At 63.2% G+C, this 18,726-nt stretch carries 19 protein-coding genes and 1 pseudogene; 8 read left to right on the top strand and 12 right to left on the bottom strand.

Features of this window, described 5'->3' with window-relative positions:
* Window positions 1-32: 32 nt before the first annotated feature.
* Window positions 33-992 carry an endo alpha-1,4 polygalactosaminidase gene (locus DAAJ005_RS12310; RefSeq protein ID WP_151847361.1) on the bottom strand — a complete coding sequence of 320 codons (960 nt, stop codon included), beginning with the start codon at window positions 990-992 and terminating at the stop codon, window positions 33-35.
* A gap of 297 nt (window positions 993-1,289) precedes the next feature.
* Between DAAJ005_RS12310 and DAAJ005_RS12305 the strand changes: the two genes are divergently transcribed.
* The 3 genes from DAAJ005_RS12305 to DAAJ005_RS12295 all read left to right on the top strand — a co-directional run bounded on the left by DAAJ005_RS12305 (window position 1,290) and on the right by DAAJ005_RS12295 (window position 3,506).
* The gene (locus DAAJ005_RS12305) at window positions 1,290-1,868 is read left to right on the top strand and encodes a UbiX family flavin prenyltransferase (protein WP_192930752.1); all 579 of its coding nucleotides are present in this window, start codon (window positions 1,290-1,292) and stop codon (window positions 1,866-1,868) included.
* 13 nt (window positions 1,869-1,881) lie between these two features.
* Window positions 1,882-2,559: a 2-C-methyl-D-erythritol 4-phosphate cytidylyltransferase gene (ispD, locus tag DAAJ005_RS12300; RefSeq protein ID WP_151847360.1), complete on the top strand. Its 678-nt coding sequence runs from the start codon at window positions 1,882-1,884 to the stop codon at window positions 2,557-2,559.
* Between the two features lie 65 nt (window positions 2,560-2,624).
* Window positions 2,625-3,506 (top strand): 4-(cytidine 5'-diphospho)-2-C-methyl-D-erythritol kinase, encoded by an 882-nt coding sequence (locus DAAJ005_RS12295; protein WP_151847359.1) that lies wholly within the window; start codon window positions 2,625-2,627, stop codon window positions 3,504-3,506.
* Window positions 3,507-3,584: 78 nt separating this feature from the next.
* On the opposite strand, the gene DAAJ005_RS12290 is transcribed toward DAAJ005_RS12295, so the two are convergent.
* From DAAJ005_RS12290 to DAAJ005_RS12280, 3 genes are all read right to left on the bottom strand, one after another.
* Window positions 3,585-4,574 carry an NADPH:quinone oxidoreductase family protein gene (locus DAAJ005_RS12290; RefSeq protein ID WP_151847358.1) on the bottom strand — a complete coding sequence of 330 codons (990 nt, stop codon included), beginning with the start codon at window positions 4,572-4,574 and terminating at the stop codon, window positions 3,585-3,587.
* 74 nt (window positions 4,575-4,648) lie between these two features.
* Window positions 4,649-4,852: a hypothetical protein gene (locus DAAJ005_RS12285; protein ID WP_151847357.1), complete on the bottom strand. Its 204-nt coding sequence runs from the start codon at window positions 4,850-4,852 to the stop codon at window positions 4,649-4,651.
* Between the two features lie 69 nt (window positions 4,853-4,921).
* A complete protein-coding gene (locus DAAJ005_RS12280; protein WP_151847356.1) occupies window positions 4,922-5,719 on the bottom strand; it encodes an aminoglycoside phosphotransferase family protein in 798 nt (265 codons plus the stop codon).
* A 65-nt stretch (window positions 5,720-5,784) separates the two neighbouring features.
* Between DAAJ005_RS12280 and DAAJ005_RS12275 the strand changes: the two genes are divergently transcribed.
* Window positions 5,785-6,621: an undecaprenyl-diphosphate phosphatase gene (locus tag DAAJ005_RS12275; RefSeq protein ID WP_151847355.1), complete on the top strand. Its 837-nt coding sequence runs from the start codon at window positions 5,785-5,787 to the stop codon at window positions 6,619-6,621.
* Window positions 6,622-6,867: 246 nt separating this feature from the next.
* A complete protein-coding gene (locus tag DAAJ005_RS12270; RefSeq protein WP_151847354.1) occupies window positions 6,868-8,508 on the top strand; it encodes a diguanylate cyclase in 1,641 nt (546 codons plus the stop codon).
* Between the two features lie 45 nt (window positions 8,509-8,553).
* On the opposite strand, the gene DAAJ005_RS12265 is transcribed toward DAAJ005_RS12270, so the two are convergent.
* Both DAAJ005_RS12265 and DAAJ005_RS12260 read right to left on the bottom strand, forming a co-directional pair.
* A complete protein-coding gene (locus tag DAAJ005_RS12265; protein WP_151847353.1) occupies window positions 8,554-8,880 on the bottom strand; it encodes a hypothetical protein in 327 nt (108 codons plus the stop codon).
* On the bottom strand, window positions 8,877-9,464 hold the full coding sequence (locus DAAJ005_RS12260) for a TetR/AcrR family transcriptional regulator (RefSeq protein ID WP_151847352.1): 588 nt from the start codon (window positions 9,462-9,464) through the stop codon (window positions 8,877-8,879). Before DAAJ005_RS12260 ends, DAAJ005_RS12265 begins: the two co-directional genes overlap by 4 nt.
* A gap of 123 nt (window positions 9,465-9,587) precedes the next feature.
* Between DAAJ005_RS12260 and DAAJ005_RS12255 the strand changes: the two genes are divergently transcribed.
* Together DAAJ005_RS12255 and DAAJ005_RS12250 are read left to right on the top strand one after the other, a co-directional pair.
* Window positions 9,588-10,667 carry a histidinol-phosphate transaminase gene (locus tag DAAJ005_RS12255; RefSeq protein WP_151847351.1) on the top strand — a complete coding sequence of 360 codons (1,080 nt, stop codon included), beginning with the start codon at window positions 9,588-9,590 and terminating at the stop codon, window positions 10,665-10,667.
* 2 nt (window positions 10,668-10,669) lie between these two features.
* Entirely contained in the window at window positions 10,670-10,963 is a 294-nt protein-coding gene (locus tag DAAJ005_RS12250) for a YkgJ family cysteine cluster protein (RefSeq protein WP_151847350.1), read from the top strand.
* Between the two features lie 89 nt (window positions 10,964-11,052).
* Here the strand turns inward: DAAJ005_RS12250 and chrA are convergent, their stop codons facing one another.
* The 3 genes from chrA to DAAJ005_RS12235 form a co-directional block, all read right to left on the bottom strand.
* Window positions 11,053-12,213 (bottom strand): chromate efflux transporter, encoded by a 1,161-nt coding sequence (chrA, locus tag DAAJ005_RS12245; RefSeq protein WP_151847349.1) that lies wholly within the window; start codon window positions 12,211-12,213, stop codon window positions 11,053-11,055.
* A 68-nt stretch (window positions 12,214-12,281) separates the two neighbouring features.
* On the bottom strand, window positions 12,282-12,605 hold the full coding sequence (locus DAAJ005_RS12240; RefSeq protein WP_151847348.1) for a barstar family protein: 324 nt from the start codon (window positions 12,603-12,605) through the stop codon (window positions 12,282-12,284).
* 62 nt (window positions 12,606-12,667) lie between these two features.
* The gene (locus DAAJ005_RS12235; RefSeq protein ID WP_151847347.1) at window positions 12,668-13,774 is read right to left on the bottom strand and encodes an acyl-ACP desaturase; all 1,107 of its coding nucleotides are present in this window, start codon (window positions 13,772-13,774) and stop codon (window positions 12,668-12,670) included.
* Window positions 13,775-14,032: 258 nt separating this feature from the next.
* Between DAAJ005_RS12235 and DAAJ005_RS12230 the strand changes: the two genes are divergently transcribed.
* The gene (locus tag DAAJ005_RS12230; RefSeq protein WP_151847346.1) at window positions 14,033-14,488 is read left to right on the top strand and encodes a peroxiredoxin; all 456 of its coding nucleotides are present in this window, start codon (window positions 14,033-14,035) and stop codon (window positions 14,486-14,488) included.
* Window positions 14,489-14,625: 137 nt separating this feature from the next.
* On the opposite strand, the gene DAAJ005_RS12225 is transcribed toward DAAJ005_RS12230, so the two are convergent.
* From DAAJ005_RS12225 to DAAJ005_RS12215, 3 genes and pseudogenes are all read right to left on the bottom strand, one after another.
* Entirely contained in the window at window positions 14,626-14,892 is a 267-nt protein-coding gene (locus DAAJ005_RS12225; protein ID WP_151847345.1) for a hypothetical protein, read from the bottom strand.
* 737 nt (window positions 14,893-15,629) lie between these two features.
* Window positions 15,630-17,489 (bottom strand): annotated as a pseudogene (locus tag DAAJ005_RS12220) (1,4-alpha-glucan branching enzyme); the annotation flags it as partial.
* 119 nt (window positions 17,490-17,608) lie between these two features.
* Window positions 17,609-18,661 (bottom strand): branched-chain amino acid aminotransferase, encoded by a 1,053-nt coding sequence (locus DAAJ005_RS12215; protein ID WP_151847344.1) that lies wholly within the window; start codon window positions 18,659-18,661, stop codon window positions 17,609-17,611.
* Window positions 18,662-18,726: the final 65 nt, after the last annotated feature.

Below are 18,726 nucleotides of genomic sequence, written 5' to 3'. Positions count from 1 at the left end.
CTGACCGCGTGCCAGGATGGGCGAACTTCCGCTCAGTCGCAGGTTTCGCGCAGGTAAGCGCGCGTCGTTCCACCCGCCAGATAGCGGTCCTTTTTCAGGGCGTTGATGCCGTGCTGGGCCATCAGGCCGCAGTCCAGCGCCTTGTTGCGGCGGTATTCCACGTTCAGGGCCAGCTTGCCGCGCCGGGTGTACTCGGCCAGCGGGCCACATTCGCGGTATTGCTGGCACGCCTCGTTCAGAATCCCGTCGAACTTTTCCACCATCATCTTGCCCGTGCGGTCCCGCAGCAACACCTTGTCGGGGCCGTTTTTCTGGAATACAGCCAGCCCCAGCAGGTGCGCCTGATCGGCAATCCAGCCGTTGAAGTCGATCTGTTGCTGCGTGGTAATGCGCCCGCCGCTGACATTCTCGTCGTTTTGCAGGTTGTCTGGCTCCAGCGCGTCAAATCCCTTGGCCTTGCACATTTTCATGCGCTCGGTCAGGATGTCCGCCAGCACCGAACCGGGCCGGAACACGTCGGTGATGTCCAGAAACGCCTCGTCGGGCCAGTCGGGGTCCTGCTGAATCTTCAGGTAAGCCGGGTAGCGGGCCGAGTCGGGGCGGTACGGCTCAAAGCTGCCCGCATTGATGTAGCAGACGGTGTACAGCCCCTGCCCCTTCAGCTCCGCGACTTTGGCCGCCGACACCGTGAACCCGTCGAGACCGATCAGGGTGGTGCCCGCTGCCACCTTGATGTGCCGTTCCGTGGCCGCCCCGATCTGCCAGTCCCAGTTCACCTTCCCAGTTGGCGGGAGCTTGATACTGTTGGCGCTCTTTCCAGACTCTGCATGTCCAAGCTCTGCACTGGCCGCGTTCTGCCCTGGCAGGCCCAGAGCCGGGGTGGTGGCGGATACCGGAGTGGCCGCCGGGGACCCGGACGCGGGGGAGACGCTCTGCCCACAGGCGCTCAGAACAAGGGACAGGGCCAGCACTCCAGAACAGGTGTTTCGCATGGGACTCCTCGGTTGCGGTGGTCTTTCTCCGGTCTCGCGGGCAACTGCGCCCAACCTACGCAGAGCGGTCTGACAGGATCAGCAGCCAAGGAGTGAAGTATTTACATAAAGGTGTGACTGTCTTAAAAAAGCTGGAGATGTTGTGAGGGATTCAATATTTCCCATCAATCCCTGGCCGGATCAGCAGTTCTCCAGCGTCAGAAAGAGCGGTGGGATGCGGGCGCGGCCCACGCTGCCTGCTACCCTTTGCCCCATGAGAGCAAACCATTTAAGACGGTGCATCCTGGGGAGGGGTGCTTGAGGCTGGTGGTGGGCGTGTCCGGGGGCAGCGGCATCCCCTACGCGGTGGATGTGCTGCGGGCGCTGCACGGACTGAAGCAGGACGGGCAGAACATCGAGACGCATCTGGTGGTCAGCAGCGGCGCAAAGCGCGTGATGAGCGCCGAGGGCGGCCCCCAACTGGCCGATCTGACGCAGTACGCCACCCACGTCCACGAGGACCGTGATCTGGCCGCCAGCGTCGCCAGCGGTTCCTACCGCACCGACGGGATGCTGGTCATTCCGTGCAGCGCCGGAACCCTGGCCAAGATCGCGCACGGCTTTGCCGACAACCTGCTGTCGCGCGCCGCGCATGTGACCCTCAAGGAACGCCGCCCCCTGGTGCTGGTGCTGCGTGAGGACCCGCTGCCCCGGCCCACGCTGCAAAACATGCTGGCTGCCCACGACGCCGGGGCCACCGTCATGACCGCCAGCCCCGGCTTCTACCACTCGCCAAAGGATGTGGACGAGCTGCTTCATTTCGTAACGGCCCGCGTGCTGGACCAGTTCGGCCTGAACGCCCCCGGCTTCAAACGCTGGCGTGACGAAGAACCATGAACAGGGCGGAGGCTTGAGTAACGCCTGTCTGCTGTCCGGCACCACGGCGGCCCTGATTCCCGCCGCCGGAAGTGGCACCCGCCTGGGTCTGGGTCACAAGGCGTTCGTGACGGTGGGTGGCCTGTCCCTACTGTCCCGCAGCGTCGCCGCCCTGGCTCCGCATGTGGACGAGGTTCTGGTGGCCCTGCCGGACGGCATGGAGCTGCCATCTGGCATCAATGCCCGCGCCATCGTCGGCGGTCAGACCCGCCAGGACAGCGTGCGCCGCCTGTTGCGTGCGACGGTGGCCGACACCGTGCTGATTCACGACGCCGCCCGGCCATTCTTGCCCGCCGATATCATTTACGCCCTGCTGGAAGCGGTGGCCGAAACTGGTGCGGCAACGGTGGCCCTGCCCGTGGCCGACACGCTGGTGCGGGCGGGGGAAGGCGGGATGTGGGGCGCGTCTATCTTCCGCGAAGGGCTGTGGGCCGTGCAGACGCCGCAGGGCTTTCGCCGCGAGTTGCTGCTGGCGGCACACGAGGCGGCGGCGGCAGACGGCCACGCCGCCACCGACGACGCCGGCCTGATCGCGCGGCAGGGCGGGCAGGTGCGGCTGGTCCCCGGCGACGCCCGGCTGTTCAAGGTCACCACCCCCGGCGATCTGGCACTGGCCCAGGCGCTGGCCCCGGTCTGGGACGCGGGAAGCTGAGAGTCTAAAGGTCTGAGCGTGATCACTGTCCGGTTTTTCTGGCCTGCCCCCCGCCCCTGTATGGAATGCTGGGGGGTGTGACCCTCAGCCCCCCTGCCCTGACCTCCAGAACCTATCTGGCCCCGGCCAAGGTCAACTTTGGCCTCAGCGTGCGTTCCCAGCGCACCGACGGCTACCACGAGCTGCATACGCTGATGGTTCCGCTGGCGGTGGGCGACGATCTGGAGATCGGCCCGGCAGACACCCTGACCCTGGAGGTGCAGTGGGTCGAGGGGCGGAGCGCGTACCTGCCCGCCGACAGTCGCAATCTGGTCTACCGCGCCGCCCGCGCGTATCTGGACGCGGCGGGAGTGACGCAGGGCGCGGCGATCACGCTGCACAAGCGCCTGCCGCTGGCTTCCGGTCTGGGCGGCGGCAGCAGCGACGCGGCCACCACGTTAATGGCCCTGGCCCGCCTGTATCCCTCATCCGTGTCCCTGCCTGAACTGGCGCTGGGTCTGGGCGCGGACGTGCCGTTCTTCCTGCTGGGGCAGGCCGCCGTCGCGGAGGGCATCGGCGAGGTGCTGATGCCGGTGCCGGTGCCGCGCACTTCGCTGGTGCTGGTCAATCCGGGGGTAGAGGTCAGCGCCCGCGACGCCTACATGTGGCTGGACGACGAGGAGGCGTTTACCCCTGCCCTGGACGTGAACGCGATCCTGGCGGCGCTGGGCGGCGGAGGGGAGGTGCCGTATCCCAATGCCCTGCAAGATAGCGTCAGCGCCCGCCACGCCCCCGTTCGTGAGGCGCTGGCCGCGCTGGCGCGTGCGGGCCTGCGTTCGCCCCTGATGAGCGGTTCGGGCAGCACCTGCTTTGCCCTGGCCCCCAGCGACGACGCGGCCTACGATGCCGCGAAGGCCATCGCCCTGGCCCACCCGGACTGGTGGGTTCAAGCGACCCAGACTCTGTAGAGCAGGTTATGTAGAGAGTGAAAACCCCTCTCCACAGTGGGAGGGGGGTATCAGGGCAGCGGATTGTGGGGGGTCTGCTCAGCGGCCCGGTTCGATCACCACTTTCCCAATCGTCTTGCGGTCCAGGATGTCCTGAAAGGCGCGGGCGCTTTCATTCAGGGCGTAGGTTGGCCCCACCTGCGGCGTCACCTGTCCGCTGGCCACCAGCGGCGTGAGGGCCTGTGCTGCCGCTACCGTCGCCCCCCGGTCTCCCATCAGGCTGGTCAGCCACAACCCGGTCACGGTCAGGTTGCGTTTCATCAGTTCCACCGGACGCATATTGGCCTGCTCGCGGCTGGCGTTGCCGATCACGATCACGCGGCCCTGATCCGCCGCCATGTCCAGACTTTCCTGAAAACGCGGGCCGCCCACCACTTCCAGAATCAGCGGCACGCCCTTGCCCCCCGCCGCGTCCCGAACCTTCTGCACGCGCTCCGGGTCATCCTGCAACAGCGTCACGTCTGCCCCGAGGTCCCGCGCAAGCTGGAGTTTTTCCTCGGTGCTGGCCATCGCGATGACCTTCATGCCCATCGCCTTGGCAAGCTGCACGCTGGCCGTTCCCAGCGCGCCTGCTGCCGCCTGCACCAGCACCCACTCGCCTTCCTGGCCGCGTCCCAGCGTTTTGAGGCCGTGGTAGGCCGTGAAGTACGACACTGGAAAGGCGGCGGCCTGCGCGCCCGTGAAGTTCTCTGGCACCGGAATGATGCCCGTCGCCTTGACCACCGCGTATTTCGCCAGTGCCCCACTCCCGCCCAGGCAGGCCACGCGCTGGCCCACTTTCACACTGGTCACGCCCTCACCCAGCGATTCCACGATTCCGGCAAATTCCATGCCCGGCGTGTAAGGCACGCGCGTACGGGTCAGGTACTCGCCCGCCACCGCCAGCACATCGGCAAAATTAATGCCCACGGCCTCCACCTCGATACGGATCTCGCCCTCACCCGGCTGCGGCACGGGAATGTCCTTGATTTCCATCACGTCGGGGGGGCCAAGTCGCTCGACGACGATTGCCTTCATCTGATCGGTCATGGGGGGCAGCATAGCCGAGAGGAGAGGGGGTCGCCATCGGAGCGAATCAGGTGACTGTGACCCAGAGACGCTGGTCAGCCGTCCTCGTTGTCCGGGATGATGCCGCGCGTCATTTCCTGCTGCAACTTGCCCGACTCGTCGGTGGGCGTCTGGTTCTGTGGATCGCCTGCGGGAATATCGATCACGTCCGGGTGCGCCTCCGGCACGGTACTCTGCACGATCTCGCCGCGCTGTCCGCCTGTGGCCTTGGGGTCAGGATTCCTGTCGTCGGAAGTCATGCCGACCAGCCTAACGTGCCCCCTGTCCCGCCGCATGCAGCTTCGGACAAAAAGGCTTTATGCGCCCGTTCATTTGTCCAGTTCCGTCACCGCAATTTGCGCCACATCTAGCGTCTTCGCGGCCATTTCATCGTCGCCGTCCTCCAGATGCCATGCGGCAGAAAGGCCCGCGTAGGCCAGCGCCCAGCGCAGCAGCCGGGTGTAGTCCAGCCCCGCCGTCTCGGAAATGATGCGGGCCTGCCGTGCCAGTCGTCCCGGAGCGGTGGCCGTGTCCAGATCGGGATTGCACAGTATGTTGGCGTAGTCAAAACCGCGCTCTCCGATCAGGCCCTTGGGATCGATGAACCGCCAGCCCCCTTCGGCAGTGGACAGCAGGTTGCCGTGGTGGATGTCGCCGTGCAGCACGCCTGTGTCCTGCGGCGAGTCCAGCAGTTCCTGGGCCGTTTTCAGGGTGAGAGTGAAAATTTCTCCCGCGTTGGGGGCCATTTTCTCCAATCCCTGAAACCAGCGCCGGAGCGTGGGCAGCTCGGGCCGGGGCTGAGAGCGGGGCAGTTGCGCCGCCGCCCGGCAAAGGATTCGCGTCGCCTCGTCGTCCTGCCCACCCCTGACCATTTCCGTCAGCGAGGGCGTGACTTCCAGCCGCTCCATCAGCAGGGCCGCGCCGTCATGTTCATACACCTGCGCTGCGCCTCTGCCATTCCACCAGACCATCAATTCGTTGCCCCGGCGTTCCTCGTCGCTGCGGGCCAGCTTGAGCATGGCCGCCTGTCCTGCGCGCCGCACGGGCAACAGGTCGCTGCTGTTGGTGTGAATACTCAGGCCGTCCGGCTCCAGATTCCAGGGCTTCAGATACGGCTCGAAGGTCACCCTGTCAGTCTGCACCTTTCGGTGGACTCCCCCTCCCGCGTGAGAAGCATTACACTCTGCCCGGTATGGAAGCCATTTACGCAATCCTTCTCGGCATCGTCGAAGGCATCACCGAATTTTTGCCGATCAGCAGCACCGGACACCTGATCGTGGCGGGCGAACTGCTCAAGGGGCTGCTGACGACCCCCTGGACCCCGGAAATGAAAAGTGCTTTCGAGGTCATCATTCAGGGTGGGGCGATCCTGTCGGTGCTGGTGTACTACTGGAAGGACTTCCTGAAAATCCGTCACATTGCCACTGACAAGACGCAGCAGAACCTGTGGACCAGCGTCGTGGTGGCCTGCATTCCCGCCGTGATTCTGGGCGTGCTGTTCGGCTCGAAGATCAAGGCGCTGCTCTTCACGCCCAGCGTGGTGGCCTGGGCGCTGATCGTGGGCGGCGTGCTGATCTGGGTGGTGGAAAGCCGCAAATCCACGCCAGTCATCCATAAGATCGAGGCGATCAGTCCAGTCAAGGCCCTGGGCATCGGCGCAATCCAGTGTCTGGCGCTGCTGTGGCCCGGCTTCTCGCGCAGCGCCAGCAGCATTCTGGGCGGCATGCTGCTGGGGCTGGACCGGCCCACCGCCACCCAGTTCAGCTTTTACCTGGGCTTCATCACGCTGGGCGGCGCGTCGCTGCTGGATCTGATCAAGAGCCGCGACGTGCTGGGCCAGATCGGTGTCCTGAATATGGTGCTGGGCATCGGCGTCAGCTTCGTGGTGGCGTATATCTCTATCGGCTGGCTGCTGCGCTTCATTTCCAACCACGATTTCAAGGGCTTCGCGGTGTACCGCGTTGTGGTGGGCGTGCTTATTCTGGTACTGATCGCCACGGGCGTGATGAGCAATGGCAGTCTGGCATAGCAAAACTGATCGGTCACCTTCATTGCTCAGGGTGAGAGAGCCAGTGAAAAGCCAGGAATCTGATGTGTCGATGAAAAATTCGGTGATTTCTTCTCTAGAAGGCTTCAGAGTCTCGGAAATGTATTTCCTGATATCGCCGATTCATGGTTTAATGCTAGAAATCCAGGTTTAATGCTGGAAATTTAGCTGCTGATCAGTCAGCAGAGTTTAGTCCCTTTCTTCTCTTGTTTTCCTGGAGAGCTTCTCATGACCAGTGATCCTCCGCACTTCACTCCTGCCCCCGCCTCTCCGCCTGGGCAGAAGCCGTCCAGTTCGACTTCAGCGCTGGAAAGGGCTTGGCAACTGCGTGATACCCAGCCGCAAACTGCGCGGCAAGTCGTGCAGGATGTTCTCGGGGCGCAGGAGCAGCGTGCGGAGCTGGCCGAACTCATCCAGGCTCAGATCGTGCTTGGCTACCTCGATTACCGTCTTGGTGATTCTGAAAATGCTGTCGAGTTGATGATTGTCGCTCTCAGTGAATGCCGCCGCCTTCCTGCGGATGTCTGGCTGGCACGCGCCCTCAACAACCTGGCCTGTGTGTACTCCTATCTCAATCAAACCGATCTGTCTATTCAGCTCTTTGATGAGCAACTTCGCCTGGCCCAGCAACTCGGCGATCAGGAGCAGATTTTGATCGCGCGGCATGATCTGGGCGTGATTTACCTTGAAATGTCTCCCCAGCGCGCAAAAGTCCATTTTCTGGCGGCGCTCGATATCTGTCTGGGCCTGTCACCGGTCAATACACTGTTCGCCGCTGCACTCTATAGCGATCTGATGATGGTTTCTTTCAAACAGAACAACGATGCGAATGCCCAGAAGTACCTCGAGTTGATGCTTCAGTACAGCCACAAGCTGGATTTTTCATCTCATTACGTCAATATACATGGCGATATCGTCGAGTTTTACACGCGTCGGGGCAACTACATGGCAGCGGAACGGGAGCTGGCATCATTAAAAAAGGCCATCGCTGCCAATCAGACCGTGGATAGTCAATCCTACAATTATGAAGAAGAGCTTGCATGTATAAGTGGGCCGCTTTATTTAAAGCTTGGTAAAACCCATGAAGCCATCGCTCTTCTGGAATCGGCACTTGAGAACGCTGGTGGTTCGCTCCATATTATTTATGAACTGCTCAGTCGGGCTTATGAATTGACTGAAAATTTACATTCGGCGCTCAAATATCAGCGTCTTTTGACCGAGAGGGTCCGGGAACACCACAAGGAAGAAAGCGAAAATCAATTCAAGATGTTTGAAGTGATCCACCGCACTCAGATTTTTGCCGAATCTGCCCAGCAGCAGCGAATCGCCAATGAGAAGCTTCAGCGGCTCAACGATCAGATTTATCAGATGGGCATTACCGATGCTCTGACAGGTCTGGCCAATCGCCATCATCTCCTTCGGCAGAGCCAGTTGATGGTGCAAAAAACCACTGATCAGTGCCCCCTGGCCATTGCCTTGATAGACATCGATCATTTCAAACGTATCAATGATCGTTACGGCCATGCGCAGGGCGATCAGGTCATCGCCCACGTCGCCCAGCAGATTCGTGCCGTCTGTTGGCCAGACGACCTGGTGGCCCGTTACGGCGGAGAAGAGTTCGTGGTGATGCGGCTGGGGGCAACCGAGTCCGAACTGGCCCAGACATGCGAGGCGTTGCGCACGGCGTTAAGGACCACTCCATCTGAACTGCCCAGCGTCACGGTCAGTGCCGGGGTGGCCCAGACGACCACCGGGGAACTGGACGCCACCATGCACCTGGCCGATCAGCGCCTGTACGCGGTCAAGCAGGCGGGACGTGACCAGGTATTTACCTCGCGTCACGTTCAAACCGAAACTTCACCGTCATGACTGGCCTTCAGATTTTCTTTGCCAGAGGGTGAGTGACCAGCACGTTCACGCGCTGTCCTCTTCCTCACCAGGTCCGCTTTCCGGAACATTCTCAGCGCCTTCCTCGATCACCGTCATGGAGCGCAGGGTCTGGCCCTGGTGCCAGCCGTACGCGGGGTTTTTCAGGGCCAGCGTGGAGGCAATCGACTCGGCCATGCTGCGCTCCGGCTCGTCGTCCAGGCAGAACAGAAGAAATTTGCGCCCACCGGGGGCGATGCGGATAAACAGGTCCGCGCCGATTTCCAGTTGCTGCGTGCGCCCGAATTTCTCGGCGCGGCCCTGCGCGTATTTCAGGGCCTGCCGGATGGGCACGGTGACGGTGGGGTGGCTCATGTCTCAGACCTTAGCCCGCACAGCAGCATGTCGGCAAAACTGTCGGCCACGTCGCGTGGGGTCAGCGGGCCGCCGGGGCGATACCAGGTGTAGGCCCAGTTGACGGCGGACAGCACCAGATACGCGGTCATGCGCGGGTCCAGATCGGCGCGGAAGGTGCCTTCGGAGATGCCGCGCGTGATCAGTTCACGGTAAAAGGCGTCGATGCTGTCTCGCCAGCCGGTGACGCGGGCGTAGGCTTCCGGGGACAGGTGCTTCCACTCGTGAAAGAACACGGTGGCGCTGTCCATGTTGTCGGCCACCACCTGGATGTGGCGGTGCATCGCCTCGCGCAGCTTCTCGTCGGCAGGCAGTTGGGTGTCGCGCAGGGTAAACAGCGCCTCGTCGAACTGGCGCGAGGCCACGTTCACGATCTCGATCAGCAACTCTTCCTTGCCGGAAATATGCGCGTACAGGCTGCCGCCCTGCATTCCCAGGTCCCCGGCCAGATCGCGCATGCTGGTGGCGTGATAGCCGCGCTCGGAGAACAGGCGGCTGGCCGAATCGAGAATCTGGGCGCGGCGGGGTTTGGCAGTTTCAGTCATGGGCAAAAGGGGGCGCGGTGAACACGCCGATTGATCCGCAGCCTAGCACGCGGCCTAACGGGCGTTTGGCACTTGTGGACGGGGCCACTCCGTCAAGACAGGTTGGATGGTAGAACACGGAACATGACCTCCAATCCTTCTGTCACAGGTGCGCCTGTGGGTGTGCGGCCCGCTGTTCGGGCGGTTCCGGCCTACCCGTTCACTCCCATTCAGGTGCCAATCAAGCTCGATCAGAACGAGAACCCGTATGACTTTCCGGCAGAGCTGAAGGAAAGAGCCGCCGAGCGCATGCTGGCCCAGCCCTGGAACCGTTACCCGGACCTGCACGCCGATACGCTGGCGGCCCGAATCGCCGAGTACGAGGACTGGGACGCGGACGGTGTGGTGGTTACCCCCGGCAGCAACGTGCTGATCAAGTTGCTGACCGAGCTGGCGGGCATCGAGCAGACCGTGCTGACGGTTGATCCAACGTTTAGCGTCTATACCCTGGAGGCCAAGATGCTGGGCGCGAGGCTGGTGCAGGTGCCGCTGAACGAGGACTTTTCGATGCCGGTGGACCGTCTGAAGATCGAACTCCAGCGCCAGCGCCCCGGCGTGCTGTACATCACTCAGCCGCACGCGCCTACGGGGCATGTGGACGATCTGGCCGCCGTGCGCGAGCTGCTGGACGCTGCCGGAGAATGGGTGGTGGTGCTGGACGAGGCGTATTACCAGTACAGCGGCACCGACTGCCGTGATCTGGTGCGCCAGTACCCCAATGCCCTGAGCCTGAGGACCTTCTCCAAGGCGTGGGGGCTGGCCGGGCTGCGTGCTGGGTACGCGCTGGCGGGGGCCGATCTGGCGACGCAGCTTCAGAAACTGGTTCCAGCCTTCAACGTCAGCATCCTGATTCAGTCGGCGCTGGAAGTGGCGCTGGAGAATCCCGGCTACGTGCAGGAGCGTGTTGCGGAAGCGGTGGCCGAGCGGGGGCGGGTGCTGGAAGCTCTTGGCGATCACCCCACCTGTCAGGCCCTGCCCAGCCGCGCCAATTTCTTTTTGCTGCGAACCCCGGACGCAGAGGTTGCCTACCGTCACCTGATCGATCACGGCATCGTGACCCGCCGCCAGGATCGCCTGACCGGGCTGGAAGGCTGCCTGCGCGTCGGCATCGGTACCCCTGCCGAGAACGACGCGCTGATCGAGGCCGTGCGGAAGCTGAAGTAAGGGTGGACCGTTTCGCCGCGCCGCCCGACTACCCGCCGCGTTCAGTTCTGGTGCGCGACTGCACTGGCTGCGGCGCGTGCTGCGCAGCCCCGGACATCCATGCGCTGAATAAACCGCTGGGCGTGGCCTGCGCGCATCTGGACACCGATTGTCGCTGCCAGATTTACGTCTCTCGCCCGCCTGTCTGCCGGAACTACCAGCCGGACTGGGTCTGCGGGGAAGTGGCCTTTCTGCCCACGCTGGAGGCGCGGGTGGGGCGGTTCCTGGCGATTTACGGGCTGAATGTTGAAAGTTGATCTGTAGGGGAACAGGTCAACCTGCCTGCTGAACGGCCCGCGAAATGCTCCTCGCGCGCACGGGGGAGAGGTCATTCAAATTCGCACCCCTATAGTACCGCCCACCCCACCAACGCGCACCCCAGCACCACAGCCCACGCGGGCAGGCGTCCGGCGCTCAGGGCGGCGTAGGCCAGCAATGCCAGCGCCAGATCACGCGGTTCCCCGATGCCGCTGGTAAAGACTGGGTTATACAGCGCGGCCAGCAGCAGGCCCACCACGCCTGCATTCAATCCGGCCAGTGCATTTCGTGCAGCGGGGCGGGCCGACAGCGCGGACCAGAACGGCAAGGCCCCAGCCATCAGCAGCGCGCCCGGTAGAAAGATACCCAGCGTGGAAATCAGCGCCCCCAGCAGGGGAGAGGTCACCGTCTGCGCCGCGCCCAGAAAAGTGGCGAAGGTGAACAGCGGCCCTGGCACCGCGTTGGCCGCCCCGTAGCCGGCCACGAACGTTTCATGGCTGACGAAGGCTGGAACGAACCCAGTTTCCAGCAGCGGCAGCACCACATGCCCGCCCCCGAACACCAGCGCCCCGGCCCGGAAGGTGGCGTCCAGCAGCGTCCAGCCCGGTTCCAGGGGCGCGAGCAACGGCAGGAGGAGCAACCCGGCCCCACATGTCAGCAGCAGGGCCGCGCCCATCCGGCGGGACACGGGAACGGCGGGCAGACCACGCTCTGTAGTTTCCCTGACCCGCAGAAAACGCCAGCCGATCAGGGCGCAGACCAGCAGCGCGGCCACCTGCGCCCCGGCCCCTGGCAACAGCAGCAGCGCCGCTGCCACGCCCAGCGCCAGGATGGCCCGCAACTGGTCCGTGACCAGGTGGCCCCACAATCCGGCCACCGCCTGCGCCACCACCGCCACCGCTGCAACTTTCAGACCCGCCAGTGCGCCTGCCGTTTCATCGCCGCCCCAGTGGGACAGGCCCAGCGCGAAGGCGAACATCAGCGCCGCACTGGGCAGGGTAAAACCCGCCCACGCGGCCAGCATTCCGGGCCACCCCGCCCGCAACAGTCCCGACGCCATGCCCACCTGCGAACTGGCTGGCCCCGGCAGGAATTGCGCCAGCGCCACCAGATCGGCGTATCCGGCCTCAGTGAACCACTTGCGGCGCACCACCAGCTCCGCGCGGTAGTAGCCCAGATGCGCCACTGGCCCGCCAAAACTGGTCAGGCCCAGGCGTAGGAAAACGAGAAAGACTTCGAGGGCAGGCATGGGAGACAGGGTAAAGCCGGGAGAAGTGGGTAGAGGCCAGCGGGCGACAATTTGGCAACTCCGTGTGTCTAAATCAGCATGAGACTGATTCGGTTCGACGCCTGTACCTCAGCATGCCGCCGATTTACCGCAGTGACGCAATCGATCAAATACTGTCCAACATCAGGTCTGATTTCCAGAAAAATGTCGAAGCCCGGTAGATGAAGCCGCAATTCCTCATCTGGAGGGAGCTGAAACCGCGTCATGGTGCTGTCGTCGAGATCACCCATACAGTCGATCCAGGCGTTCATATTTCTGCCGTAAAAATCTGGAAAGCCGAATATCTTAGTACAGACATCGTGAAAATCCTCAACACTGCAAGTCGTTGATACATCCAGCGTGACGTCGGCCATCCGTCAAGTATTCCAGCAAAAAGCCCCAGCCGAAGCCAGGGCCTGTCTTTTCAGCCTCGCGCTCAGTCGTCGGCTGCCTGCCCGCTGCTCTTGGACCCAGCCTTTGGCACCGCTGGATTCTCCACGAACTCGGTGGGATCGATCATGTCGAAGCCGATTTCCTTCTCGTAGTCCTGAATCTTGATGTGCAGGCGTTTTACGTCGCCCTCCACCATGCCGTAGTCGAAGGTGTCGAAGATGGCAGTGCCCTTGTGGTTGTAGCCGTCAAAATCCGGCACCTCGCGGGTCTTCTTGATGCCTTCTTCCAGCGCTTTGCGGCTCTCGATGCCCAGATTGCGGAAGGCCACCTGCATCACGTCGCGGTTAAAATCCCGTGGGCCGTAAATTCCGGCGCGGTATACCGTCTCCGAGAACTCCTTCCAGTCGGGCACCAGGGCAGAGGCAGGCATAGAAAACTGCCCGATCACGTTCTTGATGGCCTCCAGCGTGCGCTGCGGGTAGTAGTACAGGTACATTCGCACGCCTTCCAGGAAGAAGTTGTAGTGCGCGGCCTCGTCCACCGCAATCGTCTGGGCGACTTTGGCCAGAACCGGGTCCGAGAAGTTTGCCAGATGCGGCTTGTCACTCTTGCCCTGCGCGATCTTCATCATGTTCAGGTAGTTCAGTTGCGTGGCACGCTCCTGAAACACGGTGTACACCAGATTGTGGATGGCGTCCGGGAAGGGCAGTTCCCAGGTCTGGGACTTGAGGCGCTCCTTGTACTCGGCAATCCACTGCGGGGTGCGTTTGCCGCTGAACAGCACGGCGTTTTCCCAGGCGTCGGCGTGCTTTTCTTCCTCGCTGCCCCACCTGAGTTGAAAGTGGCTGCGCCCGTGGCTGCGGCGCACCAGATTCAGCAGGCTGCTGGTGAAGTCCGGCGCGTATTGCTCCACGGCAAAAAAGCCCTGGGTCACGGTCACGATCTCGGGTGGCAGGTCCTTGCTCAGCGCCTTCCAGTCGAAGCTGCGGTCCGGGTTCCAGTTGCGCGTTTCCTGGCTGCGGGCGGTGTACCAGCGGTACAGGCCCAGAAAACCACGCTCGATTAGGCGGTCCTTCTCGCGGCTGCTGAGCAGGCCCGCCGGGGTGCTGGGGCGTTCGTTGAGCATGTTGGGGGGCAGTATTTCGGCCATTGGGGGTTCCTCCTTGGGTCACCCGCAAAACGTGGGGGTGAGGTTGGGTTTGCTGGGGCCGTTCCCATTCGTCTGGCTGCCCGGTCAGGATGGTGCGTCTGGGTGAAGGCAGAGCTGGGGACGGTATGAAGAGAGCCTAGCCCTGAACGCCTGACGGACCTCTGAACTGGGACGCGGTTCAATGGTGTGGTGCAATGGTGAAGTGGTGGGATGGATGACCGCTGCTCTCTCACTGGTACAGCCGCTAAACTGCTGTCCATGAGCCTCGTCGGACAGCCTGCCCCCGATTTCACCCTGCCCGCCAACACCGGAGAAACGGTGACCCTCAGCAGTTACAAGGGTCACCAGAACGTCGTCCTCGTGTTTTACCCGCTGGATTTCAGCCCGGTGTGCAGTATGCAGCTTCCCGAATACTCCGGGCGGCAGGACGACTTCGCCGAGGCCGGGGCGGCGGTGCTGGGCGTCAACCGTGACAGCGTTCACGCCCACCGCGCCTGGGCCGCCGAGTACGGCATTGAGGTCCCGCTGCTCTCGGACATGAACCTGAATGTGGCCCGGCAGTACGGCGTCGCCATTGACGAGCGCGGCATCAGCGGACGCGCGGTATTTTTGATCGATAAGGGCGGCGTGATCCGTTTCCAGCACATTGAGGCCCAGGCGGGCGAATACACCGTGCGCCCTGAAGCGGTGCTGGTGAAGCTGAAGGAACTGTAAACCATTAGCAGGGAACGCCCCTTGGCGGCTTTCCCCGTACCGTCACAGTTGACGCGATGTTTTGAGAAATGAGAATGGACGCCCAGTGCAATGGCGTTCATTCTCGGTATAGCAATCTTTCCAGCCTGATGGTGTCCCTACCCCGGCTGGTTGCCCGCCACGTAGAAGATCAGGCCGATCAGCAGCAGGTCAAAGGCCCAACTGGCGGGTTTTCGCAGCCGTTCATCGCGGCGGGAGCGCAGGAACTGTACACCGAGGCGCACCAGCAGCAACCCAGCGATCAGGTAGGGGCTGGGCGGTGGCCCGCCCGTCACCAGCGGAATGACCAGCAGCACCGCCAGCACGCCCAGCAGGGCAAAGCTGACGATGGTCAGGGGGTCAGGAGTGGGCCGGGGGTTGGTCATTCCTCAGTCGGGATGCTCGGAGTGGGGGCTTCTGCGTCTATTTCCGCCACTTTTTTGGCCCTAGACTTGCGAGGTTTGGGGGCGATCCTGGCCTCAATGGGCGTGCCATCCGCGTTCAGTTCAACGGCTCTGGGCTTGCGCGTCCGCTTGGGTTTAGCGGGTTCGCTGCCGTCTGCGGCGGGTTCTGCCTCAAGCTTGGGTTTTTGGGCGCGGCTGGGCCTGGGTTTCGGTGTTTTGGGCGCTTCTTCTCCCGCCAGTTCGGCGGCCTTGCGGCTGGCCCGTGCGGTCAGGGTGCGGGTGGATTCCAGTTCCACCGGATCTGCCTGATGCTCTGACACAAGTGGAGTTTCGCTGTCCTCATTAGATAGCTGCCCATCTGCGGACAGCTCGGGAGTGGTGGCATCCTGCGCTCCTGCCTGCTGCGCTCCAGCGCCCGGCGAGGAAGGGCCGCCGCCCACCCATTCGCGTTCGGTTCCCTGGTCAACAGTCCCGTGGGCAGCAGGCTCCGACGCTATGAGATCGCGGGCTTCTTCCGGCTGGATCAGGCGTGCCTCGGCGGCGTTGGTCTGCTCGCTCCTGGCCTGTGCCTCGGTTTTTGCTTCGGTGGAGGGGCCGCCCACCCACTCGCGCTCTGACTCCGTCCTCTGGGCAAGGCTGGCCCCCTCATGCTGGACATCCGAGGTCTCCGGCACATCCCCGATTCCGGCCAGTTCGGCAGGCGACAGGAACGACTCTGGCTCCAGCACCAGCACGCTGTTGGGGGGCAGGTTCAGGCGCAGGTGGTGGGTCTGGCCGTTCCAGCCCTCTTCTTTGGCCGTCAGGTCTGGCTGCTGCGTGCCGAAACCGCCAAATTCGCCGTCGTCGGTGGACAGCAGCAGGCGGTAGTCGCCTTCCTGCGGCACGCCGATGGGGTACAGATCGCGGTAGACAGGGGTCAGATTGGCGACGATCAGGCTCCAGGCGCTGCTACCGGGATCGCGGCGCAGGTAGGCGTAGACGCTGTGTTCGGCGTCGTCGGCGCTGACCCAGAGCATGCCTTCTTCACGGGTATCGGCGGTGTGCCAGTCGGGGCGATTCACGTACAGGTCGTTCAACCGGCGGACCAGATCCATGATGCCCCGGTGGTCCGGCTGATCGGCCATGTACCACGGCAGTTCCTTATCGTGGTTCCACTCGGTAGACTGCCCGAATTCCTGCCCCATGAATAGCAGTTTCTTGCCAGGAGTGGACCACATCATTGCCAGGAAGGCGCGGTACTGGGCGCGCTGGGCGTACCACTCGCCGGGCATCTTCATGACCATGCTCTTTTTCAGGTGGACCACTTCGTCGTGGCTGATCGCCAGCACGTAATTCTCGCTGGTACGGTAGGCGTTGAAAAAGGTCAGGGCATGGTGGTGGTGCGCCCGCCACAGTGGGTCTTCCTTGAAATACCCCAGGTTGTCGTTCATCCAGCCCATCGCCCACTTGTAATCGAAACCCAGGCCGAACGGCGCGGGGGTGGTGACGCCAGGAAACGAAGTGCTTTCCTCGGCGATCATCATCACGCCGGGGGCCATGTGGTGCGCGACCTCGTTCAGCCGTTTGAGGAAGGCAATCGCCTCCAGATTCTCGCGCCCGCCGTGAATGTTGGGAATCCATTCGGTGCGCGAGAAGTCCAGATACAGCATTGAGGCCACCGCGTCCACCCGCAACCCGTCAATGTGGAAGTCCTGAAGCCACTTGACGGCGCTGCCGATCAGGAACATCACCACCTCGTTGCGCCCGTAGTCGAAGATCAGGGTGTTCCAGTCCAGGTGAAAGCCCTTGCGCGGATCGGCGTACTCGAACAGTGGGCCGCCGTCGAAGCTGGCCAGTCCCGCCGAATCGGTGGGGAAGTGCCCCGGCACCCAGTCCAGCAGCACGCCGATGCCACGGCCATGCAGGTGGTCCACCAGATACTTGAAGTCCTCCGGGTTGCCCATGCGGCTGGTGGGCGCGTAGTAGCCCGTGACCTGATAGCCCCACGAGCCGTCGAAAGGATGCTCCATGACGCCCAGCAACTCCACATGCGTGTAGCCCATGTAGGTCACGTAGTCGCCCAGGCGGTGTGCCAGTTCGCGGTAGTTCAGGAACCAGCCGTCGTCGCGCTTGCCCCAGCTCGGAGCGTGGCATTCATAGATGCTGACGGGACGGTCAAAGCCCGCTGAGCGCTGGCCCATCCACTGGCTGTCATTCCACTCGTAAGCCCCGTCCCAGATGATGCTGCCGGTGGCTGGGCGGGTCTCGAAGTAGGTGCCGTAGGGGTCCATCTTGTCCTGGGTCTGCCCGTCCTGCCCGGTGATGCGGAATTTGTAGCGCTGGCCGTGGTGGGCGGCAGGAACGAAGACGCCCCAGCAGCCGAACTCCAGCCGGTTCAGGGCGTTGTCGAAGCCGTTCCAGCCGTTGAAGTCGCCCACCACGCTGACGTGGGTGGCGTTGGGTGCCCAGACGGCGAAGCGCACACCCTCCACACCATCCTGCGTGGTGGGGTGTGCGCCCAGCATCTGATCGGGCCGGACCAGATCGGCGGTCACCAGTTTTTGAAGATGTTCGTGATCGAGGGGAAGCGGGGAAGTCATGGCCGGAGTCTAGCGGGGGGCGCTGAAAAGTGGGGTGGCACGTCCAGATGCCCCAGGCTCCAGCCCAGCGCCTCGTGTCCCGGAAAGGCCGCCCCCGACGCCGAATCCGGTCCCCTACCTCAAACCTTCACGATCCAGCCGTCCGGCGCAGTCACGTCACCGTACTGGATGCCCACCAGTTCGTCATACAGGCGGCGGGTCACTGGGCCAGCCTCGGTTTCGCTGTGGAAGACGTGGAAGGTGTCGCCATTCTGTATGCCGCCGATGGGGGTGATCACGGCTGCCGTACCGCACGCGCCTGCCTCGGTGTAGCCGTCCAGCGCGTCAATAAACACGTCGCCTTCCTCGACGGGCATGTTCAGGCGGTGTTCGGCCAGCCACAGCAGGCTGTACTTGGTGATGCTCTCCAGGATGCTGGGCGACTTGGGGGTCACGAAGCGCCCTTCCTGCGTGACCGCGAAGAAGTTGGCCGCGCCCACCTCCTCGATCTTGGTGTGCGTTTCGGGGTCCAGATACAGGGCGTCGGCAAAGTGGTGGCCGTCAATCACGGTGTCCTTGGCCTGCTGGCCGGGCATCAGGCTCGCGGCGTAGTTACCGCCCACCTTGGCCGCCCCGGTGCCGTGCGGCGCGGCGCGGTCATAGCCCGACACCAGAAAGTTCTGCGGCGTCAGCCCACCTTTGAAATACGGCCCCACCGGCACGCAGAACACGCTGAAGATGAATTCCGGGGCCGTCCGCACGCCGATGTTGTCGCCCACGCCGATCACGAAGGGGCGCAGGTACAGCGAGCCGCCCGTTCCGTAGGGGGGGATGAAGCGCTCATTGGCTTTGACCACCTGCGTGACTGCGTCGATAAACTGCTCGTCACTGATCTCGGGCATCAGCACGCGGCGGCAACTGCGGCGCATGCGGGCGGCGTTCTGGTCCGGGCGGAAGATATTGATGCTGCCGTCCTTGCAGCGGTACGCCTTGAGGCCCTCGAAACACTGTTGCCCGTAATGGATGGCCGTGCTGCCCTCTGCAATGTGCAGCATGTTGTCTTCCGTCAGTGTGCCCGCGTCCCATGCGCCGTCCTTCCAGTGGGACAGGTAACGCAGATCGGTGCGGATATAGCTGAAGCCGAGGGTGGCCCAGTCAATGTCAGGAGCGGCTTTCGGGGCAGTTTGCGTCATGCCCCGATTATCGCGCACTCGTGGGAGGGGAGTCGGGGGTGGCGGAGCGTTCGCCGGGCGAGGCA

The sequence above is a fragment of the Deinococcus sp. AJ005 genome, assembly GCF_009017495.1.
Classification (GTDB): Bacteria; Deinococcota; Deinococci; order Deinococcales; family Deinococcaceae; genus Deinococcus.
Note: the sequence above shows the minus strand (reverse complement) of the source record. Positions and strands in the feature narration are given on the sequence as shown.

Excerpts from the sequence above, each read along its gene's own strand:
- DAAJ005_RS12310 (WP_151847361.1), bottom strand. The coding sequence starts at position 992 with ATGCGAAACACCTGTTCTGGAGTGCTGGCCCTGTCCCTTGTTCTGAGC.
- DAAJ005_RS12295 (WP_151847359.1), top strand. The coding sequence starts at position 2,625 with ATGCTGGGGGGTGTGACCCTCAGCCCCCCTGCCCTGACCTCCAGAACC.
- DAAJ005_RS12290 (WP_151847358.1), bottom strand. The coding sequence starts at position 4,574 with ATGACCGATCAGATGAAGGCAATCGTCGTCGAGCGACTTGGCCCCCCC.
- DAAJ005_RS12285 (WP_151847357.1), bottom strand. The coding sequence starts at position 4,852 with ATGACTTCCGACGACAGGAATCCTGACCCCAAGGCCACAGGCGGACAG.
- DAAJ005_RS12275 (WP_151847355.1), top strand. The coding sequence starts at position 5,785 with ATGGAAGCCATTTACGCAATCCTTCTCGGCATCGTCGAAGGCATCACC.
- DAAJ005_RS12270 (WP_151847354.1), top strand. The coding sequence starts at position 6,868 with ATGACCAGTGATCCTCCGCACTTCACTCCTGCCCCCGCCTCTCCGCCT.
- DAAJ005_RS12265 (WP_151847353.1), bottom strand. The coding sequence starts at position 8,880 with ATGAGCCACCCCACCGTCACCGTGCCCATCCGGCAGGCCCTGAAATAC.
- DAAJ005_RS12260 (WP_151847352.1), bottom strand. The coding sequence starts at position 9,464 with ATGACTGAAACTGCCAAACCCCGCCGCGCCCAGATTCTCGATTCGGCC.
- DAAJ005_RS12255 (WP_151847351.1), top strand. The coding sequence starts at position 9,588 with ATGACCTCCAATCCTTCTGTCACAGGTGCGCCTGTGGGTGTGCGGCCC.
- chrA (WP_151847349.1), bottom strand. The coding sequence starts at position 12,213 with ATGCCTGCCCTCGAAGTCTTTCTCGTTTTCCTACGCCTGGGCCTGACC.
- DAAJ005_RS12240 (WP_151847348.1), bottom strand. The coding sequence starts at position 12,605 with ATGGCCGACGTCACGCTGGATGTATCAACGACTTGCAGTGTTGAGGAT.
- DAAJ005_RS12235 (WP_151847347.1), bottom strand. The coding sequence starts at position 13,774 with ATGGCCGAAATACTGCCCCCCAACATGCTCAACGAACGCCCCAGCACC.
- DAAJ005_RS12230 (WP_151847346.1), top strand. The coding sequence starts at position 14,033 with ATGAGCCTCGTCGGACAGCCTGCCCCCGATTTCACCCTGCCCGCCAAC.
- DAAJ005_RS12225 (WP_151847345.1), bottom strand. The coding sequence starts at position 14,892 with ATGACCAACCCCCGGCCCACTCCTGACCCCCTGACCATCGTCAGCTTT.
- DAAJ005_RS12215 (WP_151847344.1), bottom strand. The coding sequence starts at position 18,661 with ATGACGCAAACTGCCCCGAAAGCCGCTCCTGACATTGACTGGGCCACC.